9 protein-coding genes are annotated in these 12,632 nt (G+C 66.9%); 6 read left to right on the top strand and 3 right to left on the bottom strand.

Going from position 1 to position 12,632, the window contains the following annotated elements; genetic code table 11:
* Positions 1 to 9: 9 nt before the first annotated feature.
* Entirely contained in the window at positions 10 to 1,584 is a 1,575-nt protein-coding gene (locus DIE06_RS01380; protein ID WP_124659820.1) for a DHA2 family efflux MFS transporter permease subunit, read from the top strand.
* Between the two features lie 10 nt (positions 1,585 to 1,594).
* The gene (locus DIE06_RS01375) at positions 1,595 to 3,037 is read left to right on the top strand and encodes an efflux transporter outer membrane subunit (RefSeq protein ID WP_124659819.1); all 1,443 of its coding nucleotides are present in this window, start codon (positions 1,595 to 1,597) and stop codon (positions 3,035 to 3,037) included.
* A gap of 63 nt (positions 3,038 to 3,100) precedes the next feature.
* Here the strand turns inward: DIE06_RS01375 and DIE06_RS01370 are convergent, their stop codons facing one another.
* On the bottom strand, positions 3,101 to 3,511 hold the full coding sequence (locus DIE06_RS01370; protein WP_124660045.1) for a TIGR02594 family protein: 411 nt from the start codon (positions 3,509 to 3,511) through the stop codon (positions 3,101 to 3,103).
* 191 nt (positions 3,512 to 3,702) lie between these two features.
* Between DIE06_RS01370 and DIE06_RS01365 the strand changes: the two genes are divergently transcribed.
* From DIE06_RS01365 to DIE06_RS01355, 3 genes are all read left to right on the top strand, one after another.
* Complete coding sequence (locus tag DIE06_RS01365) at positions 3,703 to 4,614, top strand: LysR substrate-binding domain-containing protein (protein ID WP_124659818.1); 912 nt, start codon at positions 3,703 to 3,705, stop codon at positions 4,612 to 4,614.
* Between the two features lie 123 nt (positions 4,615 to 4,737).
* On the top strand, positions 4,738 to 6,054 hold the full coding sequence (locus DIE06_RS01360) for an MFS transporter (RefSeq protein WP_124659817.1): 1,317 nt from the start codon (positions 4,738 to 4,740) through the stop codon (positions 6,052 to 6,054).
* A gap of 12 nt (positions 6,055 to 6,066) precedes the next feature.
* Positions 6,067 to 7,308: an amidohydrolase family protein gene (locus tag DIE06_RS01355; RefSeq protein WP_124659816.1), complete on the top strand. Its 1,242-nt coding sequence runs from the start codon at positions 6,067 to 6,069 to the stop codon at positions 7,306 to 7,308.
* An 87-nt stretch (positions 7,309 to 7,395) separates the two neighbouring features.
* On the opposite strand, the gene glmS is transcribed toward DIE06_RS01355, so the two are convergent.
* Both glmS and DIE06_RS01345 read right to left on the bottom strand, forming a co-directional pair.
* Positions 7,396 to 9,213 carry a glutamine--fructose-6-phosphate transaminase (isomerizing) gene (gene glmS, locus DIE06_RS01350; protein WP_124659815.1) on the bottom strand — a complete coding sequence of 606 codons (1,818 nt, stop codon included), beginning with the start codon at positions 9,211 to 9,213 and terminating at the stop codon, positions 7,396 to 7,398.
* Positions 9,214 to 9,260: 47 nt separating this feature from the next.
* Positions 9,261 to 10,349 carry a hypothetical protein gene (locus tag DIE06_RS01345; protein WP_124659814.1) on the bottom strand — a complete coding sequence of 363 codons (1,089 nt, stop codon included), beginning with the start codon at positions 10,347 to 10,349 and terminating at the stop codon, positions 9,261 to 9,263.
* A 1,027-nt stretch (positions 10,350 to 11,376) separates the two neighbouring features.
* Here DIE06_RS01345 and wecB point away from each other — a divergent pair.
* Positions 11,377 to 12,594 carry a non-hydrolyzing UDP-N-acetylglucosamine 2-epimerase gene (gene wecB / locus DIE06_RS01340; RefSeq protein WP_124659813.1) on the top strand — a complete coding sequence of 406 codons (1,218 nt, stop codon included), beginning with the start codon at positions 11,377 to 11,379 and terminating at the stop codon, positions 12,592 to 12,594.
* Positions 12,595 to 12,632: the final 38 nt, after the last annotated feature.

Here is a 12,632-nt window from a genome sequence, read left to right as displayed (position 1 = left end):
GAGCCGACGATGACCACCGCGTTTTCCGGCGACCCCGCGTCGCAACCGACGAAGCAGCGCGTCTTCGCGTTCGCACTGATGTGCGTCGGCTTCTTCATGGCGACGCTCGACATCCAGATCGTCGCGTCGTCGCTGCGCGACATCGGCGGCGGCCTGTCCGCCAGCCAGGACGAACTGTCGTGGGTGCAGACGGCCTACCTGATCGCCGAGATCATCGTGATCCCGATGTCGGGCTGGCTGTCGAAGGTGATGTCGACGCGCTGGCTGTTCGTCGCGTCGGCCGTCGGCTTCACGATCACGAGCATGCTGTGCGGGCTCGCGTGGGACATCAACTCGATGATCCTGTTCCGCGGGCTGCAGGGCGCGCTCGGCGCCGCGATGATCCCGACCGTGTTCACGACCGCGTTCGTGCTGTTCCCGGGCAAGCAGCGGCTGATCGCGTCGACGACGATCGGCGCGCTGGCGTCGCTCGCGCCGGCGATCGGGCCGGTGATCGGCGGCTGGATCACCGATCAATGGTCGTGGCACTGGCTGTTCTACCTGAACCTCGTGCCGGGCATCGCGGTGGCCGCGCTGGTGCCGCGCTACGTGCACATCGACGAACCGGACCTGAGCCTCATCAAGCGCGGCGACTATCTCGGCATCGCGCTGATGTCGGGCTTCCTCGGCTGCCTCGAATACGTGCTGGAGGAAGGCCCGCGCAAGAACTGGTTCAGCGACGACGCGATCGTCATCTGCGCGTGGATCTCCGGCATCTGCGGCTTCCTGTTCATCGTGCACGCACTGACCGCCGAGGATCCGATCGTCGACCTGCGCGCGCTCGCCGTGCGCAACTTCGGGATCGGCAGCCTGCTGTCGTTCGTGACGGGCATCGGGATCTTCGTGACGGTGTTCCTCACGCCGCTGTTTCTTGCCCAGGTGCGCGCCTTCAGTTCGCTGCAGATCGGCATCGCGCTGCTGTCGGTCGGCGCGTTCCAGCTGCTCGCGCTGTGCGCGTATGCATTCGCCGCGCGCTACTTCAGCATGCGTGCGCTGCTCGTGTTCGGGCTCATCTGCTTCGGGCTCGGCTGCTACCTGTACACGCCGATCACGCACGACTGGGGCTGGCGGGAACTGCTGCTGCCGCAGGCGCTGCGCGGCATCGGCCAGCAGTTCAGCGTGCCGCCGATCGTGACGATGGCGCTCGGCTCGCTACCGCAGTCGCGGCTGAAATCGGCGAGCGGCCTGTTCAACCTGATGCGCAACCTCGGCGGTGCGATCGGCATCGCGGTCAGCGCGACGATGCTCAACGACCGGCTGAACTTCCACTACCTGCGCCTGAACGAGCATGTGAGCGCCGGCGAGCCGCAGATCGCGTCGCTGCTCGACCGCCAGGCCGCGTACTGGACCTCGGTGGCCGGCAACACGCTGGATACCGCGCAGGCCGGCCTCGCGAACCTGCATCGCCTGATCTATCGCGAAGCGTTGACGCTGACCTACGCGGATGCGTACTACGCACTGTCGCTGTGCTTCGTCGTCGCGCTGATCGCCGTCGCGTTTTCCCGTCCCATCACCCTGAACGCGCCGCCGCCCGACGCGCACTGAGACCCTCGTCATGAAAAAGCTACTCGTCGCCCTCGCCGTCAGCGCGCTCGCCGCCGGCTGCGCGGTGCAGCCCGCGCAACATCCCGCGCTGCACGATGCCGTTCAATCGCTCGCGCCGGCCGCATGGGACACCGATGTGCCGCGCGCGGACATCGACGCCGCCGCTTGGTGGGCGCAGTTCCACGATCCCGTGCTCGACCGGCTGATCGCGACCGTGCTCGACGGCAACCTCGATCTGCAGGCCGCCGCCGAACGCGTGAAGCAGGCGCAGGCGCTGACCGTGCAGAAGCGCGCGGTGCTGCTGCCCGAACTCGACGCGACCGCGCATGCGGCCGACGCGCGCCAGAACACGCCGCCGCCGCTCGGCTATGTGCGGCAGGCCGGCGCGGGGCTCGCGCTGAGCTGGTCGCCGGACGTGTTCGGCGGCGAACGGCTCGACCTGCTGGCCGCGCAGGCCGAGCTGGTCGGGCAACAGCATGCGGAGGACGCGATGCGGCTCGCGCTCGCGGCCGATGCGGCCTCCGCCTATGTCGACCTGCGCTGGGCGCAGCAGGAGCTGAAGATCCTGCAGGACAACGCGGCAATCCGTCAGCACGCGCTCGAACTCACGCGCAAGCGGCAGGCGTTCGGGCTGTCGACGGAACTCGACGTCACGCGCGCACAGAACCAGCTCGATGCGCTCGAAGCGCGGATTCCGCCGACGCAGGCGCAGATCGCGCATCAGCTCAACTTGATCGCCGTGTATTCGGGGCGCACGCCCGAGTCGGTCGACCGGCTCGTGCTCGCGCAGGCCGGCGCGATTCCGGCGCCGCCGGCCGGATCGCCCGCCACGCTGCCCTCGCAGGCGCTGCTGCGGCGGCCGGACGTGCTGACCGCTTACGCGCAGGTCGAGCGGCGCGCGGCGCAGGTCGGTGTCGCGAAGGCCGAGCGGTATCCGAAGTTCTCGCTGAACCTGACGGACGGGATTCTGGCCGCGTCGTACCTCGGGTTGCCGACGCTGACCGACAACCTGTTCAGCGCGGCGTTGAGTGCGACGAGCCCGATCTTCAACGCGGGGCGGATCACGGCCGACATCACCCAGAGCGAAAGCCGGATGCGCGAGTCGGAACTCGGGTTGCGGCAGACGATGCTGCAGGCGCTGCGGGAAGTCGAGGATGCGCGCACGAACCTCGTCAGCAGCGATGAAGCGACGCGGCGGCTCGACAGCGCGCTCGCGGCGTCGGACAAGGCGCTCGGGCTGGCGAACCAGCTCTACAAGGGCGGTGCGACGGATTTTCTCGACGTGCTGTCGGCGCAGGAGGTGTATCTGCGGGATTCGGATGCGCTCAATCAGGTCAAGCGCGAGCATGCGCTGGCGGCGGTCGCGTTGTATCGGTCGCTCGGGGGCGGGTGGAGCCGGAACGACGCGGCGGGCGGGACGGAGGCCGTGGCCATCGCTGCCGCGAAGGACTGACTGCGGCCACCATGCGACGCCGGCTCCGTGGTCCGTGGTACAGGGCGCCCGCGTACGGCCCGGTCATCCGGCGTCGGGCCAGCGGTATCCGATCACCTCGCTCAGCGGATATGCAAGTTCGCGCACCTCTTCCAGCTGATTGCCGCCGAACAGGTGCACGTGGTCGTCGTCGTGACGCAGATAGAACCCGACGTGCCCCTTCCAGCTCGCGGGGTCGTCGCGCGTCAGGATCGCGATGCAGCCGTACTCCGGACGCGCCAGCGGCCGCCCCCATTCGAGCCACGAACGCGCGAGCGCCGACCCCGTGCCGCGGATGCCGGCATGCGCCATGCACCAGTTGACGAACGACGAGCACCACGAGATCTTGTCGTCGTAGCCGACGAGGTTCGTGTGGTCGTTGTATTCGACGATGCGCGGATTGATGCTGCCGGGCGGGAAGCGGCGAATGCCCAGTTCGGCCAGTGCGACGGGCATCCACGGCGGATGGCAGGCTGGCGGGTTGCACTCGGGGTTCGATCGGATCACGACGGTCTCGATGGAATGCGGGTGGAATGTCGGTCAATCTTCGCATGAATACGGCCAGCCGGCAGTGCCTTTTCCGGCATGCGATTTCGGGCTCGTCCGCCCGTATCATGTCGGCAGCGACCTCGACCTTTACGCCCGCCATGCGCATCACACCCCTGCCGCCCCTTCAGTGCCTCGTCGCGTTCGAAGCCGCCGTGCGGCATGCGAGCTTCACCAAGGCCGCCACCGAACTGCACCTGACGCAAAGCGCGATCAGCCGCCAGATCCAGCAGCTGGAGGAATTCCTCGGCCGCTCGCTGTTCGTCCGCGAACACCGCTCGTTGCGGCTGACGATCGCCGGCGAGCAATACGCGGCGCAGGTTCATCACCTGCTCACGCAATGCGCGGAAGCCACGCACGACGTGATGAAGCCGTACGGCGATCTCGAACTGACGATCGCCTGCTCGTCCGGGGTCGCGCTGCTGTGGCTCACGCCGCGCCTGCCGGCGTTCCGCGCCGCGTATCCGAACATCAAGCTGCGCCTGATCGTACGCGACGGCCTGGCGTCGATGTCGCCGGCGGAATTCGACGTCGGCGTCTACTACGTGCGCCAGCAGGCGCCGGCCGAATACACGGCGCGCCGCCTGTTCGACGAGGAAGTCTTCCCCGTCTGCGCGCCGGGCTACCTGGCCGGCCGCACGCTGGGCGCGGCCGACCTCGCGAACGAGACGCTGCTGCGCCTCGAGGACGGCCAGCGCCAATGGATGTCGTGGTCCGAATGGTTCGACATGAACGACGTCGACCGGCAGAAGGCGCAGCCGCAGGACATCACGATCAACTCGTATCCGCAGATCGTGCAGATGACCATCCTCGGCCAGGGCGTGTCGCTCGGCTGGCGCTACATGATCGACGCATGCATCGAGGCCGGCCTGCTCGTGCGCGTGACGGAGGCGTCCGCGAGCCACGGCGGCGGCTACTACGTGATCGCGCCGAACGACCGCGCGCAGAACCAGGCGGCGCGGCTGTTCTCGCGCTGGCTGTTCGAGCAGGCGGACCAGCACACCGCGCCGTAAACGCGATGCATGCGCTGTGCGCATGCGTGCATGCAAATCTTTCGTTTCAGAAAAAAAACCGGTTGTCCTTAGCATGGGGTTCACGCGGGACACCCGTCCCGTCCTCTGACAAAGGAAGAGACCATGCAAGGAACGCTTTCCCCGCGCGCCGCGCGTTCCGTCGATGCGGCCACGCAGCAGCGCCGCCGCGCCATCGTCGCGACCGTGATCGGCAACGGCCTCGAATGGTTCGACTTCACCGTCTACAGCTTCTTCGCGGTGATCATCGCGAAGCTGTTCTTCCCGACTGGCAACGAACTGACGTCGGTGCTGCTCACCGTCGCGACGTTCGGCGTCGGCTTCTTCATGCGGCCGGTGGGCGGCATCGTGCTCGGCGTATACGCGGACAAGGTCGGGCGCAAGGCCGCGCTGTCGCTGACGATCCTGTTGATGGCGTTCGGCACCGCGCTGATCGGGCTTGCGCCGACCTACGAGCAGGCCGGCGTCGCCGCGCCGCTGCTGATCGTCGTCGCGCGGCTGCTGCAAGGCTTCTCCGCCGGCGGCGAAATGGGCGGCGCAACCGCCTTCCTCACCGAATACGCGCCGCCGGAGAAGCGCGCGTACTACTCAAGCTGGATCCAGTCGAGCATCGGCTTCGCGGTGCTGCTCGGTGCCGCGACGGGCACGTTCGTCACGACGTCGCTCGACGCGCAGGCGCTGCACACCTGGGGCTGGCGAGTACCGTTCCTGCTCGGCATCGTCGTCGGGCCGGTCGGCTATTTCATCCGCAGCCATCTCGACGAAACGCCCGCGTTCAGCGCCGTCGAGGCGCAGGTGAAGGAGAGCTCGCCGCTGAAGGAAGTACTGTCCGCCTACCCGCGCGAGACGTTCGCAAGCTTCTCGATGGTGATCCTGTGGACGGTCTGCACATACGTGCTGCTGTTCTACATGCCGACCTATTCGGTGCGTACGCTGCACCTGCCGCAGTCGACCGGCTTCGCGGCCGGCATGGTCGGCGGGCTGATGATCATGTGCTGCTCGCCGATCGTCGGCAAGCTCGCCGACGCGTGGGGCCGGCGCGTGTTCCTGTCCGGTTCGGCGCTCGCGATCCTGGTGCTCGCGTGGCCGATGTTCGCGTGGATCAACCACGCGCCCGGCTTCACGTCGCTGATCGTGTTCCAGGCGCTGTTCGGCATGCTGATCGCGACCTATACCGGGCCGATTCTCGCGGCGTTCGCCGAGCTGTTTCCGACCAAGGTACTGTCGACCGGATTGTCCGTCGCGTACAACTTCGCGGTCACGATCTTCGGCGGGTTCGCGCCGTTCCTCATGACGTGGCTCATCGCCCGCACGGGCAGCAACATGGCGCCCGCGCTCTACGTGACGATCGCGGCCGCGGTCAGCCTCGTCGGCACGCGCTTCGTGAAGGACGCGCGGCGCAACGCGTCAACGACCCGATAAGGATATTTCCCCATGACCATTACCGTGCTTCAGGGCGGCAACGTGCTCGACCTCGAACGGGGCGTGCTGCTCGACCATCATCACGTCGTGATCGACGGCGAGCGCATCGTCGAAGTCACCGATCGGCCGGTTGATTTTCCGAATGCACGGGTGATCGACGTGCGCGGCAAGACCGTGATGCCGGGGTTCATCGATTGCCACGTCCACGTGCTCGCGTCGAATGCGAACCTGGGCGCCAACGCGACGCAACCGAACATCCTCGCGGCCATTCGCGCGTTGCCGATTCTCGATGCGATGCTGGCGCGCGGCTTTACCAGCGTGCGGGACGCCGGCGGCGCGGACTGGAGCCTGATGCAGGCGGTCGAGACCGGGCTGGTTCCGGGGCCGCGCATCTTTCCGTCCGGGAAGGCGTTGTCGCAAACTGGCGGCCACGGCGATTTCCGGCCGCGCGGGGATCTGCTGGAGCCCTGTTCATGCTGCTTTCGCACCGGGGCGATCGCCCGTGTCGTCGACGGCGTCGACGGCGTGCGGCTCGCGGTGCGTGAAGAGATCCAGAAAGGCGCGACGCAGATCAAGATCATGGCGTCGGGCGGGGTCGCTTCGCCGACCGACCCGATCGCGAATACGCAGTATTCGGAAGACGAGATCCGCGCGATCGTCGATGAAGCCGACGCCGCGAATACCTACGTGATGGCGCATGCCTACACGGGGCGCGCGATCGCACGCGCGGTGCGATGCGGCGTGCGGACCATCGAGCACGGCAATCTCGTCGACGAGGCGGCGGCGAAGCTCATGCATGAGCGCGGCGCGTTCGTCGTGCCAACGCTCGTCACGTACGACGCGCTTGCCCAACACGGTGCGCAGTTCGGGATGCCGGCGGATTCGGTGGCCAAGGTGGCTGCCGTGCAGCAGAAAGGACGCGAGTCGCTGGAAATCTATGCGAACGCCGGTGTGAAGATGGGCTTCGGATCCGACCTGCTCGGCGAAATGCATGCGTTTCAGTGCGGGGAATTCCGGATCCGGGCCGACGTGCTGGGCAATCTCGAAGCGCTCCGGTCGGCGACGACGGTGGCGGCCGAGATCGTCAACATGCCGGGGCAACTGGGTGTGATCGCCGCAGGCGCGATCGCGGACGTCGTCGTGCTCGACGGGAATCCGCTCGTCGATATCGGCATCGTCGCGGGGGCAGGCGAAAGCGTCGCGTACGTACTGCAGCGAGGAAAGCTCGTGAAGGCCCGGGCGGGCTCGCGTTGACCGCGTGCGCGGGTCGGCCGGCCACCCGCGACCGGCCACCCCCAATCGCACCGGGGCGGCCGGATCCCGTCGACCGCCCCCTTGCCGTCACTCCACCGTCACCGATTTCGCCAGGTTCCGCGGCTTGTCGATATCCGCGCCGCGCAGGCACGCGGCGTGATACGCGAGCAGCTGCAACGGCACGACGTGCAGGATCGGCGACAGCAGCCCGTAGTAATCGGGCATCCGCAGCACCGACACGCCTTCGCCGTTGTCGATCCGGGTATCGGCATCGGCGAATACATACAGTTGCCCGCCCCGCGCGCGCACTTCCTGCATGTTCGACTTGAGCTTTTCGAGCAGCGCATCGTTCGGCGCGATCGTCGCGACCGGCATCGCGTGGGTCACGAGCGCGAGCGGCCCGTGCTTCAGCTCGCCCGCGGGATACGCTTCCGCGTGAATATACGAAATCTCCTTGAGCTTCAGCGCCCCTTCGAGCGCGATCGGGTAATGCAGCCCGCGCCCGAGAAACAGCGCATTCTCGTGCCGCGAGAATTCCGCCGCCCAGCGCTCGATCTGCGGCTCCAGTGAGAGTACGTCCTCGAGCGCGCCGGGTAGCCGCCGCAGTTGCGTCGTATAGCGCGCGAGCTGCGCGTCGTCGACGTAGCCGCGCAGCCGGCCGAGCGTCACCGCGAGAATGAACAGCGCGACGAGCTGCGTCGTGAACGCCTTGGTCGACGCGACGCCGATTTCCGGGCCCGCCCGCGTCAGGAACCGCAGGCCGGTCTGGCGCATCATCGCGCTGGTCGGCACGTTGCAGATCGCCAGCGTATCGATATGACCGAGCGCCTGCGCGTACTTGAGCGCGGCGAGCGTGTCGGCGGTCTCGCCCGATTGCGACACGCTGACCACCAGCGTGTTCGGCAGCGCGAGCGCATCGCTGTAGCGGTATTCGCTCGCGATCTCGACCTGCGCGGGCAGGCGTGCGATCGTCTCGAGCCAGCGGCGGGCGGTCAGGCCGGAATAGTGGCTGGTGCCGCACGCGAGGATCAGCACGTTGTCGATCTGCTCGAACGCCCGTGCGGCATCCGGGCCGAACGTCGCCGGATCGAACAGCCCCGCATCGGGGATGGTCGCCGCCACGGCCTGCGGTTGCTCGAAAATTTCCTTCTGCATGAAATGCCGGTACGGCCCGAGCTCGACCGTGCCCTGGGTCGACGAGACGGTCTGGATCGGGCGATCGACCGGCGTGCCGCCGCGTTCGAGGATCCGCACGCCGCCCGGCGTCAGCTCGACGATGTCGCCTTCCTCGAGAAAGATGAAGCGATCGGTGATACCCGCGAGCGCAAGCGCGTCGGACGCGAGAAAGCATTCGTCGTCCTTCAGGCCGACGACGAGCGGCGAGCCCGCCCGCGCGCCGATCAACCGCTGCGGCTCGTGCTTGCTGAACACCGCGATCGCGTAGGCGCCGTGCAGCTGCGACGTCGCATCGCGCACGGCGGCGAGCAGGTCGCCGCGGTACTTGCTGTGAATCAGGTGGGCGACGACCTCGGTGTCGGTCTGCCCGTCGAACTTGTAATCCTCGTCAGACAGTTGCCGGCGCAACGTCTCGTGATTCTCGATGATGCCGTTGTGCACGAGCGCGATTTCGTCGCGCGAGAAAATCGGATGCGCGTTGCAGGTTGCGGGCGCGCCATGCGTCGCCCAGCGAGTGTGCGCGATGCCGGTGCTGCCGGACAGCCCGGCGCTGCGCACGTGCGCGTCGAGATCGGCGACGCGCGACACACTGCGCTCGCGGCGCGCCTGGCCGTCGACGACGGTCGCGACCCCGCATGAATCGTAGCCGCGATATTCGAGGCGCCGCAAACCCTCAATCAGAATCGGAACGATGTTCCGTTGCGCGACCGCGCCGACGATGCCACACATGACACGTCTCCTTCCGTTTGTTCAGCCATGAACCGCGCGCCGTTGCGTCAGCGCGAGCCGGTCACCGTTGCCGCCGCCGTCGTGACGCCGCATTGAGCGGGTTCGCGCGGACCGGCCATCCGGCTTTCGAATGCCAGGTAAAGCGACTCCTCCAGTACGTTCCAGTGCGTGCCGTGACGGTATGGGCCCGAGCGGGCATACCAGCAGGCGACAGTGCTCCAGTCGTTCATCCTGAATGCGACCAGCGCGATCAGCCCCCACGGAAAATCGGAGCCGGCGAGCTGCATCCAGGTCTTGCCGTATTTCTGCATCCACTGCGCATAGGTCGTCTCGTTCGACTGTTCCGGCACCTGTATGCCCGACAGGATCGGGAAGATCTGCGCGACTTTCGCCGGGTAGAAGCTCGTGTCGTTGATCCTCTGCGTGCTCGCGCGAAAGCCGGATTGCGAGCCGCGCCAGAACACCTTCACGATCGCCGACGACAGCCGGTCGGCGCGCTGGCTCCACGGCCTCGCATGCGCGTAGTCGGCCCGGCGCACGTAATACGCAGCGAGCGCCTGAAACGCGCTGTGCACCTCGACGTTGTCCATCAGCAGCGCGACGTGCAGCGACGACGAGATCTGATAGACGCCGCTCGCCTTGTCGAGCAACGTATCGAGGTGCGCGCCCGCCCGGTTCAGGCTGAGTTCCCATGCGGCCGGCATCCCGTCGGATGGCGCAAAGCGTGCGAGCAGTTCGGTCCAGGTCGCCATCATCGCGTCGTCCGCGTCGGCTTCCGCGCACGGGTTGATCTGTCCGCCCTTCACACAGTAGCGGTCGAAGCCGCCATCCGGACGCTGGCGCGGCAACGCCCACGCGATCCACGCGCGTGCCGCGTGACGGGCGTCCATCTGGGTGTCGGCAGCGGCAAGCAAGGCCTTCGCAGCGAAATAAGGATCGATGCCGGCGCCGTTCAGGCGCACCGTGATCGCGCCGTCCGGGCGTTGATACAGCCCGTTGAGCTTGAGTTCCGCGGCGCCCGCGTGCAGCACGGAGCAGCATGCGCCGACGCAGCAGGCAACCCGCCACGCATGGCACGACCTGACGGTCGCCGCCACGCATGTGCGTGCGGCCGGGAAAAGCGCGGGCCGGTTCATGATCGGAGGCTCCTGCGCGGTCGTCCTGCGCAATCGTCGCCGGGCGCGGCGTTGGCCGCGTCGCGCCCGGGGAACGTGTCGACGGTATGGCTCAGTGCACCTTGGCGCTGATGAACCTGGCTCGGAATCGGAACTATGCATCCCGTCCCTCCGTCGTCGTTCAAACGCATGGGGACACGCCTGTCCTCCTGAAACAAGCAAGTGGTGAGCCATGGATCGCCTCGCCCCGTGCTGCAACGGCCCGCGAGTACACGATCGCCCCACCCCGTGCACGAATCGCGTATTTTTGATTCATCGGCGTATCAGTGTTCGCCCACCCCCACGCGGCGGACTGCATGGCCCCTGTTCGGCACGGACGCATGCCCATCGCGGCGCGCATCGACTGGCCGACGCGCAGATATGGCCAGCCTGTCCCGGACATGCGTTACAGATGCGCAACATTTCACACCAGCCGAACCGGACGATGCGCAACACGATGCATCCGGAACATCCTCCGTGCGGAATCGGAACCGGAGGATCGACGACGTCCCGCTCATCGCACTCGTACAAATTCGCATATCGAAACGGTTCAAGGCGACTGGAACGGCTCATGCGATTCGATCGACAGCGCGCGCGACACCCGTCGCCATGCTTCGAACGACGTGACCGGATCGATGGTGCGGATTGTCGGACGTCCCTCTGCGTCGCGGCAGTGCGCCGCTGCCGTGTTCGTAGCAATTGTGAAACGTTCCATGGCGATCCGCATGTGCGGAGCGCAGCGAGCCCGGTCGCAGGGCCGCTGGTTTGAATATTGCTCTATCGAAGACAGGAACCAGTGCGGGTGCGCCGCAATGCGGCGACTACGCAGTCTGGCCGACGATCGCGTGGGCGGGAACCACGCGGACAAAAAGCGGTGCGATCGCCCCGCCACCCCGCTGCATGTCGCGCGGCCGGCGTGACGCATGCGGGTACGGGGCGAATCGCCTGCATACAGGCTTGGTGCCAGGTGCCGGGTTCTTCCGGCCAAAGATGTTCAACGAGGCTCACGATGAAAAAGATCTTGCTTGTGTTCGGGACTCGGCCGGAAGCCATCAAGATGGCGCCGCTCGTCCGCGCACTGAAGGCGCGCAAGGATGTCGACGCCAGGGTATGCGTCACGGCCCAGCATCGGGAAATGCTCGACCAGGTCCTCACGTTGTTCGACATCAAGCCCGACTACGATCTCAATCTGATGCGACAGAGTCAGACGCTGACCGACGTGACGACCGGCATTCTTCAGGCGATCGGGGCGGTCTTCGACGACTTGCGTCCGGACGTCGTCCTGGTGCACGGCGATACGACGACGACGCTGGCCGTCAGCCTGGCCGCGTTCTACCGCTATCTGCCGGTCGGACACGTGGAGGCAGGCTTGCGCAGCGGCGACATCTGGTCGCCGTGGCCGGAGGAATTGAATCGCCGCGTGACCGACGCGGTGTCGTCGTGGCATTTCGCGCCGACCAGCCAGGCGCGCGACAACCTGTTCAGCGAAGGCGTGCCGGTGGACGGGGTCGTGATGACCGGCAACACCGTGATCGACGCGCTGCACGACGTCAAACGGATGCTCGACCACAATACCGCGCTCAACGACCAGGTCGCCGCCCAGTTCCCGTTCCTCGATCCGTCGCGGCGCGTCGTGCTGATCACCGGCCATCGCCGCGAGAGCTTCGGCGAGCCGTTCCAGCATTTCTGCGAGGCGCTCCGCACGCTCGCGAACCGCTACCGCGATGCGCAGTTCGTCTATCCGCTGCACATGAATCCGAACGTGCGCGAGCCGGCGCGCGCGCTGCTCGGCAGCGTACCGAACATTTACCTGGTCGAACCCCAGGAATATCTTTCCTTCGTATTCCTGATGTCACGCTCGCATTTCATCATCACGGATTCGGGCGGCATCCAGGAGGAAGGGCCGGCGCTCGGCAAACCGGTGCTCGTCACGCGCGACACGACCGAGCGACCCGAAGCGATCCGGGCCGGCACGGCACGGCTCGTCGGCACGGACTCGGAGCGAATCGTCCGGGAGGCGTCGCGGCTGTTCGACAACGCGTGCGCGTATGAGGAAATGGCACGCGCGAGCAATCCCTATGGCGACGGCCATGCGAGCGAGCGGATCGTCCACGCGCTGATGCATACGCCGGGGGCAGCCGCGAACGCGACGAGCTTCTCGATGGGGGCCGCGGAGATGCCGTTCAACGCACTCACGCTGGGACTGCAGGCGTTGCGATCGCCTTGAATTCGATTGTCGGGCCACATGCGGGCGGGTGGCGACAC

Source organism: Burkholderia sp. Bp8998, from assembly GCF_003854235.1.
In the GTDB taxonomy this organism is placed as follows: domain Bacteria; phylum Pseudomonadota; class Gammaproteobacteria; order Burkholderiales; family Burkholderiaceae; genus Burkholderia.
Note: the sequence above shows the minus strand (reverse complement) of the source record. Positions and strands in the feature narration are given on the sequence as shown.

Bases quoted from the DNA above. Each gene is read 5' to 3' on its own strand.
- DIE06_RS01380 (WP_124659820.1), top strand. From the start codon at position 10: ATGACCACCGCGTTTTCCGGCGACCCCGCGTCGCAACCGACGAAGCAG.
- DIE06_RS01375 (WP_124659819.1), top strand. From the start codon at position 1,595: ATGAAAAAGCTACTCGTCGCCCTCGCCGTCAGCGCGCTCGCCGCCGGC.
- DIE06_RS01370 (WP_124660045.1), bottom strand. From the start codon at position 3,511: ATGCCCGTCGCACTGGCCGAACTGGGCATTCGCCGCTTCCCGCCCGGC.
- DIE06_RS01365 (WP_124659818.1), top strand. From the start codon at position 3,703: ATGCGCATCACACCCCTGCCGCCCCTTCAGTGCCTCGTCGCGTTCGAA.
- DIE06_RS01360 (WP_124659817.1), top strand. From the start codon at position 4,738: ATGCAAGGAACGCTTTCCCCGCGCGCCGCGCGTTCCGTCGATGCGGCC.
- DIE06_RS01355 (WP_124659816.1), top strand. From the start codon at position 6,067: ATGACCATTACCGTGCTTCAGGGCGGCAACGTGCTCGACCTCGAACGG.
- glmS (WP_124659815.1), bottom strand. From the start codon at position 9,213: ATGTGTGGCATCGTCGGCGCGGTCGCGCAACGGAACATCGTTCCGATT.
- DIE06_RS01345 (WP_124659814.1), bottom strand. From the start codon at position 10,349: ATGAACCGGCCCGCGCTTTTCCCGGCCGCACGCACATGCGTGGCGGCG.
- wecB (WP_124659813.1), top strand. From the start codon at position 11,377: ATGAAAAAGATCTTGCTTGTGTTCGGGACTCGGCCGGAAGCCATCAAG.